Origin of the sequence: Streptomyces sp. V2I9, assembly GCF_030817475.1 — a bacterium.
Taxonomy (GTDB): domain Bacteria; phylum Actinomycetota; class Actinomycetes; order Streptomycetales; family Streptomycetaceae; genus Streptomyces.
Map to the genome: position 1 here is coordinate 3,013,757 of NZ_JAUSZJ010000002.1, position 19,354 is coordinate 3,033,110.

Here is a 19,354-nt window from a genome sequence, read left to right on the forward strand (position 1 = left end):
TGAGCCGTCGGTCCCTGGCGACCGTGAAGCCTACTGCGGCTGGAGTGGACGCCCCTGGTGACCGACGAGCGACGGCCCCCCGGTGGTTCCCGAGGAGCCGTCAGCCGTGCGGTGCGGTGCCGTGTGCCGTCCCGTGCCGTCCCGTGCGGTCGGTCGGTCGGTCGGTCAGAGGAGCGTGCGGCCGAGCAGGTGGACGGCCGGGGCCGCCAGGGTCAGCGGCAGCGCCACGCCTGCGGTCATGTGGACGAACCGGGACGGGTAGTCGTAGCTCGCCACCCGCAGCCCGATGACCGCGCACCCGCCCGCCGCGAGGCCGAGCAGCGCGCCCTTCGCGCCGACGTCGGTCAGTCCACCGACCGCGAGGCCCGCGCCCGCGCCCACGAGGAGGGCCGCCCCGACGGAGACCGGGCCGGGCAGGGGGAGCGCGCGGACGAGGGTGGCCGCCGCGACGGCCACCCCGCCGGCCACCACCGCGTCCGGGGCCGCCATGAGGTGTCCGCCCGCGAGGACCGCGAGGGACGCGGAGACGACCGTGGCCATCAGGCCGTACATGCGCTCGTCGGCCCCCGCGTGGCTGCGGAGCTGGAGGACCACGGTGAGCAGCACCCAGACGCCCAGGGTGCCCAGCAGCGCGGCGGCACCGTGCTCCCGGCCCGCCGCGAGGAGGACGACGTCGGCGACCAGGCCCCCGGCGAAGGCGAGCGCGATGCCCTGGCGGGCGGGCCACATGCCGTTGAGCCGGAACCAGCCGGCGGCCGTCACCGCCTGGAGCAGCACCACGGGGACGAGCAGGGCGTACGTCCCGATCGCCGCGCCCCCCGCGAGCAGCAGGCCCAGCACGGCGGTGAGCGCGGCGGGCTGCATCCCCGGCGCGATGATCGGCGAGCGCCCCTCGGCGCGGGCCCGCTGGGCGTCGGTGATGCGGGCGTTACCCAGCGTGGTGGGCGCGCTGTAGTCCGCGTCGCCGGACCCGGCCCGCGCGGCGGTGCCCCCGGACGCGGACACGGAAGCGACCGGCGCGGCCGGCACGACGGGCGGTACCGGGGCGGCGGGGGCGACCGGCGCGGCCGGGACCTCGGGCGGCAGCGGCAGCGAGGCCGAGGCCCCCTGCGCCGGGAGATACGCGGTGTCGGCCGCCGCAGGGGCGGGGGCGGGGGCCGGGTACGGCTGCTGGGGCCGTACCTGCGGCTCCTGATACGGCTGAGGCTCCTGGTACGGCTGGGGTTGCTGCCCCTCGTACGGCTGCTGAGGCTGGTACCCATGGGGGTCCTGCGGCTTCTGCGGCTCCTGGTACGGCTGCTGGTGCTGGGGGGGCTCCTGCGGCGTCTCGTACCGTCCGGCGGGCGACTGCTGCCCGTACACCTGTGCGTGCGGCTGCTGCCCGTACGGCTGCGCTTGCGGCCGGGACGTCCCGTACGAGCCGGGCTGCTGCGTCCCGTGGCCGTCCGGCCCCTGCGGTCCGCCCAGTCCCTGCCCACCGTGCGGGTCCCCGTCCCGGCGGATCGTCGGCTGGTACTGCGTGTCCCAGGTCGGGGCCTGCCACGTCTGCGCCGCGCCCTGGTCGAAGGCGCCCGGCTCCCCGTGGCCCACGGACTGCCCAGCCGTCCCGTCGGGCCACTGCGGCACCGGCGGCGGCCGCTCCGCGTCGTACGGCCGGCGTTCGGCGTCGTACGCCTGCGGCTCGGCACCGTACGGCGACCGCTCGGGGTCGTACGGATACGGATACTGCTGATCGTTGCTGCTGCTCATGGCCTGCGGTTCACCCTCCTGCGAACGGCGGGAGCACCTCGACCGTGCCGCCCTCGGCAAGGCGTACGGTCTCATGTCCGCGGGACCCCACGGGATTCCCGTCGACGAGGAACGAGCACCGCCGGAGCACCTGGCTCAGCTCTCCGGGGTGCCGTTCGCGCACCGCGGCGAGCGCCTCGGCGAGGGTCGCCGCCGCGTACGGTTCCTCCGCGGTGCCCGCGGCTGCCTTGGCCGCAGCCCAGTAGCGGATCGTCCCCGCTGCCATGGCGCCACTCCTTCGGTCGGTTCGTCGGTTCGTCGGGGCCTCGGCCGCCCCGTGCGTCAGCTCTCCATGATGGGTCACGCGGCCGGCACGGCCGTCGCCCACGCGGCGACGCGGGCCAGCAGGGCGTCGTCCGCCGCGTTCTCCGCGTGGCCCATCCCCCGTTCGAGCCACAGTTCGGCGCCGCCCGGACCGGCCGCCTCCGCCAGCATCCTCGGGTGGTCCAGCGGGAAGTACGGGTCCCGGTCGCCGTGGACGAGGAGCAGCGGGGCCGGGGCGATGCGCGGGACCGCGGCGACCGGGGAGAGCGGGACGGGGTCCCAGTCCTCGGTGGCGATCCGGGTCCGGAATCCGTACCGCCCGACGAGCCGGCCCGAGGGTCGGGTGACCACCCAGTGCAGCCGGCGCATCGGGGCCGTACCCCGGTAGTACCAGCGCGCCGGCGCGCTGACGGAGACCACCGCGTCCGCATGCGCGCCCGCACCCGTGCGCACCGCGCCCCCCGACGCCCCCACGCCCTGCGCGCGCCCCTCGTGCCCCTCGTGCCCCGGCACCCGAACAGCCGTATACGAGCCGTCCCGCCGATCCGAGCGGTGCCGGACCTCCGGGCCCCGCGTGCCCTCCCGCCCGTCCGAGCGGTACAGGGCACCGTGCCGGAGCACCACCGAGCCGCCCATGGAGAACCCGACCGTCACCACCCGCGTGTGCCCGAGCTCCCGCGCCCAGGCCACCGCCGCCGCGAGGTCCAGCACCTCGCGGTCGCCCACCGTGGACCGTCCGCCGGACCGCCCGTGACCCCGGAAGGAGAACGTGATCACGGCCGCACGCTGGGCGAACACCCGCGCGGCACGGCGTACGGCGGGTCGGTCGACGGACCCGGTGAAGCCGTGCGCGACGACGATCGCGGTGGTGGTCGCCGGGGCCGGTGCGGGGGGCGTGGCCGCGCCCCCGTCCCGCGTCCCGCAACGCGCCGTACACGGCTGGTACACCGCCTCGACCGGTACGCCGTCATCCGTCAGCAACGTCACGGATTGTGGGGGTGGCGTGAGCAAGAGAACAGAAGAACTCGGGAATCGGCCCTCGGACACGGATCTCATGTGGGCTATTCTGCTGCGAAGAGGATCCGGGCAAGGCAGCCCCCGGATCCTTTTGTGCTTTACCGGCGTTGTTACGGCGACGTTTCCACAAGCTCAGCGATTCCGGGGCGCGGAAGCTCATCACGACGACGCAGGACGATCGACGCAGGATGTCCGAAGCTTGACGCACCACGCAGGACGCACCACGCAGGACGTACGAAGCAGTGCCGCACACTCCCCCGAGGTCCGACCTCGGGAGTGCCCCTCTCGCAGGGAACGAGGAGGACCGACGTAATGGGCGAGCGAACCGTGCCAGACGATCGACCGAACCGGGCAGGTGGGCGGCGATGAGTTCACTGCTGCTTCTGACGAACGCACTCCAGCCGTCGACGGAGGTGCTCCCCGCCCTCGGGCTGCTGCTCCACAGCGTGCGGGTCGCCCCCGCCGAGGGCCCGGCCCTCGTGAACACTCCGGGCGCCGACGTGATCCTCATCGACGGGCGGCGCGACCTTCCGCAGGTCCGCTCGCTCTGTCAGCTGCTGCGGTCCACGGGCCCCGGCTGTCCGCTGATCCTCGTGGTCACCGAGGGCGGCCTCGCGGCCGTCACCGCCGACTGGGGCGTCGACGACGTCCTGCTGGACACGGCGGGCCCGGCGGAGGTCGAGGCGCGGCTGCGGCTGGCGACGGGCCGCCGCCAGGTCACGTCCGACGACTCCCCGATGGAGATCCGCAACGGTGATCTTTCCGTCGACGAGGCGACGTACAGCGCGAAACTCAAGGGCAGGGTCCTGGACCTGACCTTCAAGGAATTCGAACTGCTGAAATACCTGGCCCAGCATCCGGGCCGGGTATTCACCCGCGCCCAGCTCCTCCAGGAGGTCTGGGGCTACGACTACTTCGGCGGTACGCGGACGGTGGACGTCCATGTACGGCGGCTGCGCGCCAAGCTCGGCCCCGAGCACGAGTCGCTGATCGGCACCGTGCGCAACGTCGGCTACCGCTTCGTCACGCCGGAGAAGCCGGAGAAGTCCGAGCGCGCGGCCGAGAAGGCGAAGGAGCGGGCCGCGACCCGGCGGGAACCGGCCGACCCCGCCACCCGTTCGGAGCAGCCCTCTCCGGCCGCGGCGACGGAAGAAGCCCCGGTGGAGGCTGCCAAGAGGTAGGTCCATCCGCGTAGACTGCGGCGCGTGGCCAAGGTGACGCGGGACGATGTGGCGAGACTGGCGGGGACGTCGACAGCGGTCGTCAGCTACGTCATCAACAACGGACCCCGGCCGGTCGCCCCGGCCACGCGTGAGCGGGTGCTCGCCGCGATCAAGCAGCTGGGGTACCGGCCCGACCGCGTCGCCCAGGCCATGGCCTCGCGCCGCACGGACCTCATAGGCATGATCGTGCCGGACGCCCGGCAGCCGTTCTTCGCGGAGATGGCGCACGCGGTCGAACAGGCCGCCGCCGAGCGCGGGAAGATGGTCCTCGTCGGCAACTCCGACTACCGCGACGAGCGCGAGGTCCACTATCTGCGGGCCTTCCTCGGGATGCGGGTCTCCGGACTGATCCTGGTCAGCCAGGGCCCCAGCGAGCGCGCCGCAGCCGAGATCGAGGCGTGGGACGCACGGGTCGTCCTGCTGCACGAGCGCCCCGAGGCGATCGACGACGTCGCCGTCGTCACCGACGACGTGGGCGGCGCCCAGCTCGCCACCCGGCACCTGCTGGAGCACGGCCATCCGTACGTGGCCTGCCTCGGCGGTACGGAGGAGACCCCGGTGGTCGGCGACCCGGTCGCCGACCACGTCGAGGGCTGGCGGCGGGCGATGCACGAGTCGGGCCGCTCCACGGAGGGCCGGCTCTTCCAGGCCCCGTACAACCGCTACGACGCCTACCAGGTGGCGCTCGGCCTGCTGTCCGGCCCGGACCGGCCGCCGGCGATCTTCTGCGCCACGGACGACCAGGCGTTCGGCGTCCTGCGGGCCGCCCGCGAGCTGCGCATCGACGTGCCGGGCGAGCTGGCGGTCGCGGGCTTCGACGACGTGAAGGAGGCGGGCCTCACCGATCCGCCGCTGACCACCGTCCACTCCGACCGCCCGGCGATGGCGCGGGCCGCGGTGGACCTGGTGCTGGACGACGCGCTCCGGATCTCCGGATCGCGGCGGGAGCGGCTGAAGCAGTTCCCCTCCGCGCTGGTGGTCCGGCGCTCCTGCGGCTGCGGGGAACCGACCCCGGCGGGCTGACCGCCCGCTCCTCGGCGCTCCGGGCTCCGGTCCTCACCGCCGCCACCCTTCGGCTCGTACAGCGAGCACGCCTCGCCTCGCGGCGCACCGCGTTCCTCCCCCCGTCGGCGCACCCCGGTCCTCACAGCGGGCATACGCACTTCTTCCGGGCTTCTCAGGACGTACTCAGGCCCCTCTCATCTTCACCGCCCAGCCTGGTGGACATGACGGAGAACCTTCGCCCGAGCGGCGCGCACTCGACGGACCAGGACCCGCCCCCGTACGCCTCCCCGTACCCGTACGACGGCACCGCGCCCACCGGTACGACGCACACCGGCGGCGCGTACGCCGGTGGCTACCCGCCTCCGCCCCCGTACGCACCCACCGTCCGGCGCAAGGCCGGACGGCCGGTGGCGTTGCTGGCGGCGGTGGCGATCGCGGCGGGCGTGATCGGCGGCGGCACCGCGACCCTCGTCGGCCACCAGGGCGGCCGGAACGCCGCCGCGACCGGCTCCGGCGGCGTGGCCAACGGCACCACCGTCTCGCAGAGCAGCAAGGGCACCGTCGCGGGCGTCGCGGAAGCGGTCTCGCCCGCGATCGTGGAGATCGGCGCGGCCTCGTCGGCCGGCAGGTCCACCGGTTCGGGCGTGGTGATCACCGAGGACGGGGAGATCGTCACCAACAACCACGTCATCTCGGGCGCGCAGCAGATCCAGGTCACCCTCCCGACCGGGAAGACCTACACGGCCGACGTGGTCGGCACCGACCCCGACAAGGACCTCGCGCTCATCAAGCTGCGCGGGGCGAGCGGGCTGAAGACGGCCGCGCTCGGCGACTCCTCGCAGGTCAAGGTCGGAGACCAGGTCGTGGCGATCGGCTCGCCCGAGGGGCTGACCGGCACCGTCACCAGCGGCATCGTCTCCGCGCTCGACCGGGACGTCACGGTCGCCAAGGACGACTCCGGCAGCTCCGGCCAGGACCAGGGCCGGGGCGGGCAGGGCGGCGGCGGTCAGTGGCCGTTCGAGTTCGGCGGGCAGCAGTTCAACGGCGACACGGGCGAGGAGACCACCACGTACAAGGCGCTCCAGACGGACGCCTCGCTCAACCCCGGCAACTCCGGCGGGGCCCTGATCAACATGGACGGTGAGATCATCGGGATCAACTCCGCGATGTATGCGCCCAGTTCGTCGGCGGCCGGCAGCGGCTCCGCAGCGGGCAGCGTGGGGCTCGGCTTCGCGATCCCGGTGAACACCCTCAAGGCCGACCTGGACGCCCTGCGCGCGGGCGACGGCACCTGATCCCGCACGGGGCCCCGGCCGTGCAAGGCTGGGACGGCTCCCGCAGACCGGGCCGACACGAGAAGCCGGGACGGCTCCCGCAGACCGGGCCGACACGAGAAGAGGACAGCGAGCGATGAGCCCCGCCGATGACGATCCCCAGCGCGTCCTGATCGTCGACGACGAACCGGCCGTGCGCGAGGCGCTGCGCCGCAGCCTCGCCTTCGAGGGATACGGGACGCAGGTCGCGGTCGACGGGTACGACGCCCTGGCGATGGCCGAGACGTACGCCCCCGACCTCATCGTCCTGGACATCCAGATGCCCCGGATGGACGGACTCACCGCCGCCCGCCGCATCCGGGCCACCGGCTCGACCACCCCGATCCTGATGCTCACGGCCCGCGACACCGTCGGGGACCGGGTCACCGGACTCGACGCGGGGGCGGACGACTACCTGGTCAAGCCGTTCGAGCTGGACGAACTGTTCGCCCGCATCCGGGCCCTGCTGCGCCGCAGCTCGTACGCGGCGTCGGCGGCGGGCGCGGACGCCCCGGACGACGACGTGCTCTCGTTCGCGGATCTGCGGATGGACCTCGCGACCCGCGAGGTCACCCGCGGAGGACGGCGGGTGGAGCTGACCCGCACCGAGTTCACGCTGCTGGAGATGTTCCTGTCGCACCCGCGCCAGGTGCTGACCCGTGAGCAGATCCTCAAGGCCGTCTGGGGCTTCGACTTCGAGCCGAGCTCCAACTCCCTGGACGTGTACGTGATGTACCTGCGCCGCAAGACGGAGGCGGCCGGCGAGCCGCGCCTCGTCCACACCGTGCGCGGGGTGGGCTACGCGCTGCGCACGAGCGGGAGCGGCGAGGCGTGAGCACCGCGCGGCCCCCCGCGGGCGAGGCCGGGTCCGGCGCTAACCGGTTCGTCCGCCGCTTCCGGGCACTGCCGCTGCGCTCCCGGCTGGCGTTGCTCGTGGCCACGGCGGTCGCGGCGGCGGTGGCGGCGGTGGCGGCGGCCTGCTGGTTCGTGACCCGCGAGCAGTTGGAGGACCAGCTCGACGACTCGCTGCGCAACGCGAAGATGGACAACGCGCCGATGCGCGATCTGCTGACGTCGTGCCTGAGCGGCGGGCAGCTGCCGGCCCAGGAGTTCCCCGGCCAGTACACCGTGCAGATCGTCGCGGCGAAGCGGCGACTACTGCACGGCCCCGAACACCACGCCCGTCCCCGCCCGGCCCAGCGACGTCGCGGTGGCCGCGGGCCGGCGGACCGACGCCCTGCACACGACGGAGAACGACGCCGGGAAGGACATGCGGGTCTACACCCGCAAACTGCCGCCGGTGGTCGGCTCCGGCCAGGCCAACAACGAGCTCGCGGTCTCGGTGGCCCGCCCGCTCGGCGAGATCGACGCACCGCTGTCCACGCTCGCCTGGGTGCTGGTCCTCGTCGGCGGCATCGGCGTCGTCGGCGCGGGCGCGGCCGGGCTGTGGGTGGCGCGCGCCGGACTGCGGCCGGTGGACGAACTCACCGAGGCGGTCGAGCACGTGGCGCGTACCGAGGACCTGACCGTGCGCATCCCGGTGGACGGGGAGGACGAGATCGCCCGCCTCTCGAACTCCTTCAACTCGATGGCGGCCCGGCTCGCCTCCTCCCGCGACCGGCAGGCCCAGCTGATCGCGGACGCGGGCCACGAGCTGCGCACCCCGCTGACCTCGCTGCGGACGAACGTGGAGCTGCTGGCGCGCAGCGACGACACGGGCCGGCAGATCCCGGCGGAGGACCGCAAGGCGCTGATGGCCTCGGTGAAGGCCCAGATGACGGAGCTGGCCGCGCTGATCGGGGACCTCCAGGAACTGGCCCGCCCGGACGCGGCGGAGCCGGGCCCCCTCCAGGTGGTGGCCCTGCACGAGATCACCCGCACGGCCGTGCGCCGCGCCCGGCTGCGCGGCCCGGAGCTGACGATCACGGAGGAGCTGGCCCCCTGGTACGTACGGGCGGAGCCGGCGGCCCTGGAGCGGGCGATCGTCAACGTCCTGGACAACGCGGTGAAGTTCAGCCCGCCGCGCGCCACGATCGACGTGCGGCTGCACCGGGGCGAGCTGACGGTACGGGACCGGGGCCCCGGCATCCCCGCCGAGGAACTCCCCCACGTCTTCGAACGCTTCTGGCGCTCCCCCTCCGCCCGCCAGCTCCCCGGCTCGGGCCTGGGCCTGTCCATCGTGGCCCGTACGGTGCACCAGGCGGGCGGCACGATCGCCCTGCGCCCGGCCCCGGACGACGGCCCCGGCACGACGGCGACGATCAAGCTGCCGGGGGCCCCTGCCCCGCCGCCGGGGATGTGAGGCGGCGGGCCGGGAGGCCCTCAGAGGCGGCGGCGGAACTCGGCGGCGAACTGCGGCGCGCCGCCCGCGCTGATCCGGTCGAGCAGTCCGTGCAGATCGCGGGGTTCGTTCCGGTACCCGCCCACCTGTGTACGGAGGACCGCGCCCACTTCCACCGGTACGAGGTCGAGCATGTCGAGCAGGAACTCGTCGGGGTGCAGCACCTCGATCCCGTACGGCTCGGCCGCCGCCGGGGGAAAGTCCTTCAGGTTCAGGGTGACGACGGCATGCGCGCTTCCCCCGATGGCCGCTGCCAGAACATGCCGGTCCTTGGGATCGTTCGTCATGGCGGGGATGAGCGGGGCATCCCCCGACACCAGGCTTTCCGGGAACGCGTCGGCCATGACACCGACGAGCCTCTTGGCCTTGAGGTCCCCGATCCGCTCGGCGACGTTCCTGGTCAGTTCGTCCAGGATGTCGACCGACCAGAGCGGCTCGTACAACTCGACCTCCGCCAGTCGCAGCAGGGTGTCCCTGAGGTAGTTCGGAAACAGGACGCAGGTGTCCAGGACGACGCGCTGCACATCGCTCCAGTCAGCTCGGCGGAATCGGGGAGTCAGTCACCGTAGAGACCGGAGTCCTCGGTCAGCCGGGTCAAGGCGTCGAGGCCCTGACGACGCTGTGAGCGCCGGCGCTCCTTGTACGCGAGAACGTCGGCCAGGAGCACCCGGCGGTGCCTCCCCGGCCTGGTGAACGGCAGACCGCCGTCGTCGAGGATCTTCACGAAGGTCGGTCTGCTGACACCCAGAAGATCAGCGGCTTCCTGGGTGGTCAACGTCGTGTTCACCGGCGCGACGGTCACGGCCTTGCCCTCCGCCAGGGCCCGGACCACCACCATGAGCGCTTCGTAGACCTCCGGGGGCAGGCTGTGGGTGTCGCCGTCGGGCCCCCGGAGCAGAGCGGGCTCGACAGCGGCCGGCGTCCGGTCGAGGAAGGACCGGAGTTCAGCGATCTCCGCACGGTGCTCGGGCAGGAGCGTGCGGTCTTCCGCAGTGCTGTGCATAGCTCTGTCTCCTTTGAGAGTGAACCCAGCATCGCAGAATTCGAAAGAAACGCAAGCTGTCGCATCAGGACGGCGTCCGGTACGGACGGCTTCTTCCCCTGCCCCGCCGCCGGGGATGTGAGGCGGCGGGCCGGGAGGCCCTCAGAGGCGGCGGCGGAATCTTCGGGGGCGGCGGGGAGCGGTGCTCACCCCGTCGGGTTGTGGCGGATCAGCGACTCCACCAGACCGGCCCGCTGGTTCGGGTAGTCCATCGGGACGATGCCCAGCCCCGTCCATCCGGCGGTCTCGGCGCGCTCCAGGAAGGAATGCACCTGCGGGTTGAGCCGGTCGGCGTTCCAGCGGGGCGGCATCAGGGCGGCGGTGGAGACGTAGTTCATGAAGAACTTCCCCGGCTGGGTGGCCGCCTTGCGGAACTGGGCTTCGATCTTCGGGTACTTGGCGAACGGCTCCGCCATGTAGTCGTCCTGGATGTCGAAGAGGGCCGAGTCCCCGTAACGCACACCGGGCAGTCCGCCGTTGTCGGCCAGCAGCACCACCTTGCCGCGCGCTCCGCCGAGTTCGGGGAGCGTGGGGTCGAGGCGGAACAGCGACCGCCAGCCCCGCCGGTCCAGGTAGTCGTCGAAGACCGCCCGGAACGCGGCGTCACTCTCGGAGGAGTACTCCTGCTTGACCCGCATCAGCACGGTCTCGGTCGGGTGCGTGGCGAGGAAGTCCCGGCAGGCGACGAGGACATCGCCGAACATCAGGTTCTGGAACGCCGCCCCGTGGTGGATCGCGAACGAGCTGTCGATGAGCCGGCACCGTACGTCGAGGAAGCGGATGCCGCTCGTCAACTGCTGGGCGACGGTCGTGTTCTGACACTCCGACCAGGGTCCGCCGAACCGGGCCCCCGAGTCGTGCGTCCCCGGAATCGTCAGCCGCTGGAGCGTGGTCCCGTCGGGCAGACCGGCCATCCAGTCCTGTGTCCCCCGCACCACCCGACGCCCGTCCCGCGTGGCGGCGACGGCGGGCGCCGCGCCGACGATCGCGGTGGCGGACACGGCGAGGGCACCGGCCAGGAATCCCCTGCGGGAAGGCCGGGACAGGGACCCGGGGGTACGGGTCAGGGGCTCGGGGGCGTGCGGCAGAGGCTCGGGGGTGCGCGCGGGGGTGGGCATGCGGGTGCCTCCAAGGACCGTGGGGAAGCCTGGCCCCATCGGGCCGAGCGCCCCGATTCTGTCGCGTGCACGTCAGTCAGGAAAGGGGGCGGCCGGCACCCGGCACGCGCGCCGGTGATACCCGGTTCGCGGCCGTCCATGAACGTCGGTGACGAACCCTCACGCGATGGTCACCTCGGGCAACTAACGTTCACAGGAACTCCACCCGCCCTCACGCAACCGTGTTCATGATCATGCGGAATCTTCGATTCCTCACACAGGTCCCCCACAGATCCCCTCTAGGTTCCCCTGGTGATCTTGTCGAACGGCAAGGTCGGAAGGGAGGACACCCCCGTGTCCGAGCACACCACCGGGCGCCCACGCGCCCCACGCCGAAGAGGGCGCATCGCCCTGGCGTCAATGCTGGTTCTGGCGGTCGAAGCCGCCTTGATATCCGGCCAGACGGCCACCGCCGCACCGGACGAACCGGCCGCCCCCACCGCGAAGGTATCCGCCGAGCCCCCCTCCGAGAAGGATGTCCGGGCGTCGGACCTGGCCTGGGCGGCGCAGCACGCCAAGGGCTCGATCGCCTGGGCGATCGCGCAGGCGAAGAAGACCGGGAAGAAGGTCGTCGCCACCGACGAGACGACCCCCACCACCCACACCGTCGCCAACCCGGACGGCACCCTCACCACCGACCTGACCTCCGGCCCCGAGCGGGTCTGGAAGAACGGGGCGTGGCAGAAGGTCGATGTCACCCTCACGCGGAGCGCCGACGGCACCGTGGCCCCGAAGGCACACCCGAACGGGCTGCGCCTGGGCGGCAAGGGCGGCACACCGGCGAAGTCGCTGCGTGCCGCGCAGGACGACTCCGCCCGCGACCTCGTCACCCTCAGCACCGGCGACGACCAGGTGACGCTCCAGTGGAAGGGCGGCCTGCCCGCCCCCGTGCTGGACGGCACCCGCGCCCGCTACCCGGACGCCGTCCCCGGTGCCGACGTCATCGTCGAAGCCACCCGCAGCGGCTTCGAGCAGTTCGTCGAGATCGGGGAGAGGCCGGCCGCCGGCTCCTACACCTACACCCTCCCGGTGAAGGCCAAGGGGCTGAAGGCAGAGGCGAACAAGGACGGGTCGGTCACCTTCACCGATGCCAGGACCGGTGCCGAGAAGGCCACCATGCCGGCCCCGGTCATGTGGGACGCGGCCGTCGACAAGGTGTCCGGTGAGCACACCAACCGCGCCCGCGTCGGCATGAAGGTCGTCGAGAAGGGTCCGGGCGAGATCGACCTGGTCGTCACCCCGGACGCCGGCTTCCTCGCCGACCCGGACACGAAGTACCCGGTCACCGTCGATCCGTCCACCTCGGCGCTGTCGAACACCTTCGACACGTACGTGCAGCAGGGCGAGACCGTCGACTGGTCCACCGACACCGAGCTCGACTTCGGCAATCCGGGCACGAAGAACGCCGACGGCACCCCCCGTACCGCTCGCTCCTTCATCACCTGGAACACCACGCCGATCCAGGACGCGCTGATCCTCGACACCAACCTGGCGCTGTGGAACTTCCACTCGGGCAACACCGATTGCAGCGCGCAGAAGTGGACGGTCTGGGACACCTCGGCCCCCTCCACCGCGTCGCGCTGGTCCTCCCAGCCCACCTGGAAGCAGGAGTACCACTCCTCCACCCAGACGCGGGGCAACACGGACTGCGCCGCGACCCAGCCCGACGGCTGGATCAACGCCGACGTCGACACCCTCGTCCAGTCCTGGGCGTCCGCGAAGGTCACCCGCGGCCACATGGGCCTGCGCGCCGCGACCGACGACACCATGGCGTGGAAGCGGGTCAACTCCGCCAACAACGCGGCCAACCAGCCCAAGCTGTCCGTCACCTACAACTACCGGCCCTCGGACGGGACGAACCGGCAGGCCGGCGCCCCGTTCAGGTCGTACGCCGGGGTGTGGGCGGTCAACACCACCACCCCGATCCTGCGGGACACCTTCACCGACGCGGACGGCGACAAGGTCAACGGCTCCTTCCAGGTCTACGACGCCGCCACCAACACCCCGATCACGACCCCGGCCGGTGAGGGCCTGATCGTCTCCGACTTCGTGGACTCCGGGAAGCCGGCCTCCGTCACCGTCCCGGCCGGGCAGCTGAAGGACGGCAGGACGTACAAGTTCCGCACCAACGCCTACGACGGCACCCACTACAACCTGAACTGGTCGCCGTGGACCCAGTTCGTCGTGGACACCACCGCGCCGGGCGAACCGCAGTCCATCGTGTCGTCGACCTACCCGGAGAACTGGGGCGGCCCCTCGGGTGTCGCGGGCGGTTTCGATGTCATCACGGGCGCCCCTGACGCCGCCGAAGTGCGGTTCCGGGTCGACCCGTACGAGGACGACGCCGCGGACTTCGGCTGGCAGACGGTCCGTACCACCACCGGCGCGTTCAGGGCGCTCGCTCCCGACGCCACGTACACGGTGACGCCGACCGCCGACGGCAACCACGCCGTGCAGACGCAGACCGTCGACCGGGCCGGCAATGCCGGTCCGATCAAGGACTACGGGTTCACGTCCGGGACGCGCGACTACAACCGCGCGCAGAAGATCGACATCGCGATCCCGCCGCTCGACAAGGACGCGCCCGACCCGAACCAGCCCAACAGCCCGCAGGAGGCCGGCATCCCCGGCTTCAAGCCGCTGTCCGGCACCCGCACCTTCAAGAGCGGCGGCGCCGATGTGACGCTGACTCCGAAGAAGGAGCAGTCCCTGGAGGGCACCCGCAAGTCCGCGCGCGCCCGGATGACGCGCGCCGGCTCCTACCCGGACCCGATCATCACGGACCCCTGGTGCCAGCCGTCCCTGTTCGGCGACGCCCAGAAGTCGCTGATGAGCCGCACCGAGGCCTGCCTCTTCTTCGACCTGTTCTACCGGGCCGAGGCCAAGTTCACCGACGGCACGCTGCCGGTGCGGTACAACGCGCACTTCGAGGTCGCGTACCAGGTCAAGGTCGACGCCCAGGGCAGCGGCATCAAGACGTGGATCGAGCTGAACCCGATCTCGAACGACTTCCCCGCCGAGGACCGGGCGGTGCTCTTCGGTGACGGCAACCCCGTCGGCATGATCGATTCGCTGTGTGACAGCGACGGCTGCGGTGACGACGACGGCCGGCAGCAGAACTTCGACTTCTACAACGACCTGTCCTGGGACGGGGGCATGGACGGCAACCAGCCCCGCGACGGCCACATGGCGACCGGCACCGCCTCCCACACGTGGAACGGCACGGTCCAGAACGCCTCCGGCACGCGCGATGTCGACCTGTCGAAGTCGATGCCCGTGGGCTTCGTGTTCAACCCGGAGACCGAGGTCACGCCTCCCCTGGGGCTGAACGGCAAGCGCGGCGAATGGGTGGACGGCGGTCCCGCGTGGTCCCCCACCGTCACCGTCCGCTGTGACAAGGTGTCGGCGAACGGCGCCAACAGCGGTTGCGTGATGCCGCAGTACTACCCCAAGTACACCTTCAACACGGCGAAGTACCCCTCCGCCGCCGCGCACGTGTGGCTGATCCAGAACAAGTCCAAGTCCCAGGGGACCGGCAGGTCGCTCGCCGACCCGTTGCAGTACCTGCCGGCCAAGCCGCGCAACGAGTCGGGCTACGAGCGGGACAACAACCGCGACAAGGTGATGTGCCCGAAGTACTCCGGCGCCCGGTCGGACGGCTGGGTTCCGCAGAAGCGGTTCGCCAAGCACTCGTGGACGTTCCTGCACCCGGAGCTCGACGGCGCACCGGAGACCATCTCGTGCGACGAGTTCCCGTTCTCCGCCACCTACCAGTCGCCCGGTGTCCCCGTGGCGAACGGCGGAGTGAACACGGCGGGCAAGAACGGCGGTGCCGAGTGCATCCAGACCGTGGCGGCCAAGGTGGACGACGGCAGTGAGCACCTGCTCGACGACACCCGCTACGACGCCCCGACGTTTGACGAGAAGTGCGGGCGTTCCTCGATGTCCCTGAAGGTCAACTCCGGTTCGATGAAGGCGGAACTCTTCTACGAGGGCTTCCTGAAGAAGTTCCGGATCCTCGATCAGGACCGCTACACCGTGGACCCCGGCAACAGCTGGTTCAAGGCGTGCGACCCGACGAAGGCGACGCTCGTCTGCGCGATGACGAAGCCCTGACCGGCATGTGACACCCAGGCCCCCCGCCCCGCACCCGCGGGGCGGGGGGCCTCTTGCTCAGCGCACCGGCGTCCAGTGCTCGAACGCCTCGTCCATACCCGGATTCTCGGGGTCGTCCCAGACCAGGCAGCCCCATACGACGCCGGGCACATCGGAACCCATCAGGTCGGCCGGGCCCTCGGTCAGGGTGCGGTGGACGGCTTCGAGATAGGCGGTGACCGACGCGTACGCGGGCTCCGACACCGGCTCGTCCACGAGGTTCCATCGTCCGACGCCGTCGTCACCGGCATAGTGGCCCTGCAAGGGCCCCGCTTCGTCCCGCGTCAGCCACGGGACCACCCGCGCGCCGCCCCAGCCGTCGTGCCCGCCGTCCGCGGGGAGGCGCAGGCCCAGCGCCTCGGAGGGGGAGAAGAGCACCCCGCCGGGCAGGAACGCCCCGGACCCGACTTCTCCCTCCTCGTCCGCCTCGACGACCTGGTGCCGCACACCGCCGCACAGCCGCCACAGTGCGGCCGCCTCGGCGGGCAGTCCGTAGCCGAGCCGCCGCTTCAGCTGGGCGTCGACGGTGGCCAGCTCCTCCTCCGCGGCAGGCGGCAGGAGGGAGGCGTGGGAAACGGGGGCATGCACGGCGAGCCAGTCGGTCAGGGCAAGCCAGACCTCGGTGACCGACTCGGCCGTACCGCTCTGATGATCAGCCATACGCCTACATTAACGAGCCCGTGCGTGAACGGCGTTCGGGCGATGCCCCGCGCCCCTGCCCCACCTCGCGGAGAGCGGCGGAGTGTCCGGCTTCCGCGCGAGGGCCCGTAAAAGTCGATCTTGTCCGTCTGTGTCATGAATGTGTAACAGGGCGCGGACGGTACAACTCCTCCGCGTCCCGACCTGTCCGACAAGGTGTGACTCACACCACTCCGGTGGGTGGGGAGCCGCGCGCCCGACCAGGCGTCGCGCCGTGACCGAAACGAGAAACCGGGGAACGACATGACCGACATCCGACGTGCATCGGCCATCGGAGCCGCCGTCACCGCCACCGCCTGCGCCGCGGTCGCCCTCGCACCGGCCGCCGTCGCGGCGGAGCCGACCGCCCACCGGGCCGGTACGGCGAGCAAGGCCGCCGCCGCGCAGTACAACGGAGCCTGCGGCAGCGGCTACTCCGTGGTGAACTCCGCCCAGATCGGCACCAAGGGCACCGTATTCCTCACCTACAACTCCGCCACCGGCAAGAACTGTGTGGTGACCGTCCGCACCACGCCCGGCAAGGCCGTGCACATGACGGCCTCGCTCGGCTTCGCCTCACCCACCACGACGGTCACGGACACGGGGTACTTCACCACGTACGCGGGCCCGGTCTACCTCGACGCGCGCGGCCTGTGCGTGACGTGGCGCGGGGAGATCTCCGGCGAGGTGGCCGGCAAGAACGGCACCAACTGCGGCTCCCTGGCCGCGAAGCGGTGATGTAGCCGCACGGAACGGAAGCGGCCCGCAGCGTGGTGTGCGCACACCACGCTGCGGGCCGCGACATGTGGTGTACGCCGGGTCACCGGCGCGGGGCCTCGCAGAAGCAGCACCCCGGAGGCAGAACGGGAAGCAGATGCCGGGCCGGTACGGCGAACGCGAGGTAGGGACGCATCGTCCACTCCGTCCACCGGCCCCCGTGCCCGAGCGAGAACCCGCAGATGCGCCCCCGGTGCAGGGCGGCGATCGACCGGACCCGACCGCCCCCGTCGATCCTTTCCAGAGCCTCGCGGCGCGCGTCGGGAGCCATGGCCCCCGCGACGGCACGCGCATCGGTCTGGAACCACCGGACGGCCTGGGTCGCGGTGGCCACGGAATGCCGCTCGAAGGTGTCGGGGGCCCCGCTGCGTAACAAGGGGTACGTGGACCGCTCGCACCAGTACGCGTACAGGGCGGAACCTTCGGGGCGCGTCGGGTCGGGATCGGGGTCGCACATGGCGCAGCCTCCTGACGTGGCACCAGGAACACCCCTGCCCGCCGCTGGCGTGACGAGCTGCGGGCAGGGGCGTTCCTGGCTCGCGACTCCCCCAACGGGCGCAGTCGAAAGGGGAGTTGGCCGCGCGCAGGTGCGGCGGCATGCCAGGAAGCTAGCGCGTGATGCGAGCAGGTATCAAGTGTTTGACGTCTAACGAGTGAATCTGGCCGGATAAACAAGTGATACAAACAGTGCGGCCCCCATCTGCGCCGATGGGGGCCACTTGCTCCTGGGTCACGAAGACTCAGGCGAAGTCGTCGAACTCGCCCTCCTTCGCCCCGCCCAGGAACGCCCGGAGCTTGGCCCGCGTCGTGTGGACGACCACGTCGGGGTTGTCGCTCTCACGCAGCAGGATCTCGCCACCGTGCTCGGCCAGCTCCAGACAGGCGCTACCCTCGGCGTTCGACGACTTGGACGACTTGCGCCACTGAATTTCCACGTACTTCACGCCTCACACTTGTTGTACGACTTCACGAATGAAGTCTCTTGACTCTCGCGGATCAAGAGACAGCCCCTCGATCCGATCCATCGCGGCTCGATAGTTCGCCAGACGCGTCTCGGCGTCCAGGAACGCAGACCCGGTGGCCGTGTCCGTCAGAACGGTATCCAACTGCGGAACGGGTCCGTAGACATACTGCGTCGAGCTTCCGGCGTCCGGAAAGCCGCCGGCGGCGAAGGGCACCACCCGAACGGTGACGTTGTCGCGTTCCGACTCGCGCAGCACGTGCTCCAACTGGCCACGCGCGATGGCGGAGTCGCCGTACGTCATCCGCAGCGCCGCCTCGTGGACGAGGAACGTGCAGGTGGGCGGGTTCTGCCGGTCGAGGACGTCCCGACGCTTGAGCCGGAGGGACAGATGGCGCCTCTGCCGGGCCGGCGCCGGAGGCGGAACGGTCTCCGCGAGTACCGCGCGCGCGTAGTCCTCGGTCTGGAGAAGTCCCGGCATATGCATGATCTGCACGGCCCTGATGGCCACCGCGTGATGCTCCAGTTCAGCCAGATCCAGCGCGCCACTGGTCAGGTCGTTGCGGTAGTCCTCCCACCAGCCACGCCCCCGCTCCTCGGCCATCGCCGCGAGCGCCTCCACGTACGCCTCGTCGGGGCACGCGTAGCCGCCCGCCCATGCGCGCACCCGCTCCCCGCTCACCCCGAAGCGTCCGGATTCCGTATTGCTGATGGCCGTGCGGTCCGTACTGAGCAGGGCGGCGGCCTCGGCGAGGGCGAGCCCCGCGCTCTGCCGCATCTTGCGCAGCTCGGCACCCACCCGGCACTGCCGTGCCGTGGGCGCCTTCCTCGGTGGCATCGACGATCTCCTCTGGTCGGCTCACAGTCTGGCTGGCACGGCCACGGTAATCCATTCGGTCTCTTAATTTTCCGAATGCGTCACACAAGTGAGACTCCTGGCTAGGGTCATCCCCACAGCACAGCGCTCCACCCTGGAACCCCGAAGTGCGGTCGTGCCGCCATGCGTTGACGCAGGCGGTGAAGCAGCCATCGCCACGGGCCGGGCGCAGCGCATCCGTTCACCGAACCGGACCACCTGGGGAGACCGCCATGACCGCTGCAAGCCCAACTCCCGTACCTCACCACCCGATCGGCGTAGAGGTCTACCGGCTCATCCTGCCGAACACCGCCGGGGCACCGCGCCTCGCACGGGACTTCGTCGCCTCGCTCCTGATGGTCTGCCGACACACCGGGCTGGTCGACGACGCCCGGATCTGCGTGACCGAGCTGGTCACCAACGCGCACCGCCACACCCGTACGCCCCTGATCCGGGTCGAAGCGGCCGTCAATCGGGGACAGGTCACTTTCACCGTCACGGATGAAGGCGGTCCACTCACGGGCACGCTCACCGGCGCGCTCGGCCCCCGGCGGGCGAGCCCGGAGGAGGAACACGGGCGGGGGCTCGCTCTCGTCGAGAATCTGGCGCTGGCCTGGGGGACGGACGGCGGCGGTCCGCAACACCCGGGGCGCACGCTCGTCTGGTTCACGCTGGGGCGGCCCGGCGCGACGCCGTGACTGCGACGGCCATCGACGCACCTCCGCCATCCGGTCGGCACGCCGGACGGACCACGGCGGGAAGCGCCCCACATGGTCT

17 protein-coding genes and 1 pseudogene are annotated in these 19,354 nt (G+C 71.6%); 8 read left to right on the forward strand and 10 right to left on the reverse strand.

The genetic code is table 11. The annotated features are described in order from the left end of the window. Nucleotides 1-165: 165 nt before the first annotated feature. The 3 genes from QFZ71_RS13190 to QFZ71_RS13200 all read right to left on the reverse strand — a co-directional run bounded on the left by QFZ71_RS13190 (nt 166) and on the right by QFZ71_RS13200 (nt 3,033). On the reverse strand, nt 166-1,749 hold the full coding sequence (locus tag QFZ71_RS13190; protein ID WP_307668428.1) for a hypothetical protein: 1,584 nt from the start codon (nt 1,747-1,749) through the stop codon (nt 166-168). A 10-nt stretch (nt 1,750-1,759) separates the two neighbouring features. Continuing rightward, nucleotides 1,760-2,014, reverse strand: a complete 255-nt coding sequence (locus QFZ71_RS13195) for a MoaD/ThiS family protein (RefSeq protein WP_307668429.1) — start codon at nt 2,012-2,014, stop codon at nt 1,760-1,762. A gap of 74 nt (nt 2,015-2,088) precedes the next feature. Next, nucleotides 2,089-3,033: an alpha/beta hydrolase gene (locus QFZ71_RS13200; protein ID WP_307668430.1), complete on the reverse strand. Its 945-nt coding sequence runs from the start codon at nt 3,031-3,033 to the stop codon at nt 2,089-2,091. Nucleotides 3,034-3,434: 401 nt separating this feature from the next. On the opposite strand from QFZ71_RS13200, the gene QFZ71_RS13205 reads away from it, so the two are divergent. From QFZ71_RS13205 to QFZ71_RS13225, 5 genes and pseudogenes are all read left to right on the forward strand, one after another. After that, nucleotides 3,435-4,250 carry a response regulator transcription factor gene (locus QFZ71_RS13205; RefSeq protein ID WP_307668431.1) on the forward strand — a complete coding sequence of 272 codons (816 nt, stop codon included), beginning with the start codon at nt 3,435-3,437 and terminating at the stop codon, nt 4,248-4,250. 24 nt (nt 4,251-4,274) lie between these two features. Continuing rightward, a complete protein-coding gene (locus QFZ71_RS13210) occupies nt 4,275-5,315 on the forward strand; it encodes a LacI family DNA-binding transcriptional regulator (protein ID WP_307668432.1) in 1,041 nt (346 codons plus the stop codon). Nucleotides 5,316-5,518: 203 nt separating this feature from the next. Then, the gene (locus tag QFZ71_RS13215) at nt 5,519-6,592 is read left to right on the forward strand and encodes a S1C family serine protease (RefSeq protein ID WP_307668433.1); all 1,074 of its coding nucleotides are present in this window, start codon (nt 5,519-5,521) and stop codon (nt 6,590-6,592) included. 115 nt (nt 6,593-6,707) lie between these two features. Beyond that, nucleotides 6,708-7,445, forward strand: coding sequence for a response regulator transcription factor (locus QFZ71_RS13220; RefSeq protein ID WP_307668434.1), 738 nt, complete (start codon nt 6,708-6,710; stop codon nt 7,443-7,445). Next, a pseudogene (locus QFZ71_RS13225) lies at nt 7,442-8,912 on the forward strand (ATP-binding protein). Before QFZ71_RS13220 ends, QFZ71_RS13225 begins: the two are co-directional and overlap by 4 nt. A 20-nt stretch (nt 8,913-8,932) precedes the next feature. On the opposite strand, the gene QFZ71_RS13230 reads toward QFZ71_RS13225, so the two are convergent. The 3 genes from QFZ71_RS13230 to QFZ71_RS13240 all read right to left on the reverse strand — a co-directional run bounded on the left by QFZ71_RS13230 (nt 8,933) and on the right by QFZ71_RS13240 (nt 11,111). After that, nucleotides 8,933-9,475, reverse strand: a complete 543-nt coding sequence (locus QFZ71_RS13230; RefSeq protein ID WP_307668435.1) for a putative toxin-antitoxin system toxin component, PIN family — start codon at nt 9,473-9,475, stop codon at nt 8,933-8,935. Between the two features lie 32 nt (nt 9,476-9,507). Beyond that, nucleotides 9,508-9,954 carry a helix-turn-helix domain-containing protein gene (locus tag QFZ71_RS13235; RefSeq protein WP_307668436.1) on the reverse strand — a complete coding sequence of 149 codons (447 nt, stop codon included), beginning with the start codon at nt 9,952-9,954 and terminating at the stop codon, nt 9,508-9,510. Between the two features lie 185 nt (nt 9,955-10,139). Further along, complete coding sequence (locus QFZ71_RS13240; protein WP_307668437.1) at nt 10,140-11,111, reverse strand: phosphatidylinositol-specific phospholipase C; 972 nt, start codon at nt 11,109-11,111, stop codon at nt 10,140-10,142. A 399-nt stretch (nt 11,112-11,510) separates the two neighbouring features. Between QFZ71_RS13240 and QFZ71_RS13245 the strand changes: the two genes are divergently transcribed. Next, nucleotides 11,511-15,266: a DNRLRE domain-containing protein gene (locus QFZ71_RS13245; RefSeq protein ID WP_307668438.1), complete on the forward strand. Its 3,756-nt coding sequence runs from the start codon at nt 11,511-11,513 to the stop codon at nt 15,264-15,266. A gap of 57 nt (nt 15,267-15,323) precedes the next feature. Here the strand turns inward: QFZ71_RS13245 and QFZ71_RS13250 are convergent, their stop codons facing one another. Further along, nucleotides 15,324-15,965, reverse strand: a complete 642-nt coding sequence (locus QFZ71_RS13250; protein ID WP_307668439.1) for a hypothetical protein — start codon at nt 15,963-15,965, stop codon at nt 15,324-15,326. Between the two features lie 282 nt (nt 15,966-16,247). Here QFZ71_RS13250 and QFZ71_RS13255 point away from each other — a divergent pair, with 282 nt between their 5' ends. Further along, nucleotides 16,248-16,721 carry a spore-associated protein A gene (locus QFZ71_RS13255; RefSeq protein WP_307668440.1) on the forward strand — a complete coding sequence of 158 codons (474 nt, stop codon included), beginning with the start codon at nt 16,248-16,250 and terminating at the stop codon, nt 16,719-16,721. Nucleotides 16,722-16,803: 82 nt separating this feature from the next. On the opposite strand, the gene QFZ71_RS13260 is transcribed toward QFZ71_RS13255, so the two are convergent. The 3 genes from QFZ71_RS13260 to QFZ71_RS13270 form a co-directional block, all read right to left on the reverse strand. Further along, nucleotides 16,804-17,217: a hypothetical protein gene (locus QFZ71_RS13260; RefSeq protein ID WP_307668441.1), complete on the reverse strand. Its 414-nt coding sequence runs from the start codon at nt 17,215-17,217 to the stop codon at nt 16,804-16,806. Nucleotides 17,218-17,500: 283 nt separating this feature from the next. After that, nucleotides 17,501-17,695: a DUF397 domain-containing protein gene (locus QFZ71_RS13265; protein WP_307668442.1), complete on the reverse strand. Its 195-nt coding sequence runs from the start codon at nt 17,693-17,695 to the stop codon at nt 17,501-17,503. A gap of 12 nt (nt 17,696-17,707) precedes the next feature. Continuing rightward, nucleotides 17,708-18,559 (reverse strand): DUF5753 domain-containing protein, encoded by an 852-nt coding sequence (locus QFZ71_RS13270; protein ID WP_307668443.1) that lies wholly within the window; start codon nt 18,557-18,559, stop codon nt 17,708-17,710. Nucleotides 18,560-18,810: 251 nt separating this feature from the next. On the opposite strand from QFZ71_RS13270, the gene QFZ71_RS13275 reads away from it, so the two are divergent. After that, entirely contained in the window at nt 18,811-19,275 is a 465-nt protein-coding gene (locus QFZ71_RS13275; protein WP_307668444.1) for an ATP-binding protein, read from the forward strand. Nucleotides 19,276-19,354 lie beyond the last annotated feature (79 nt).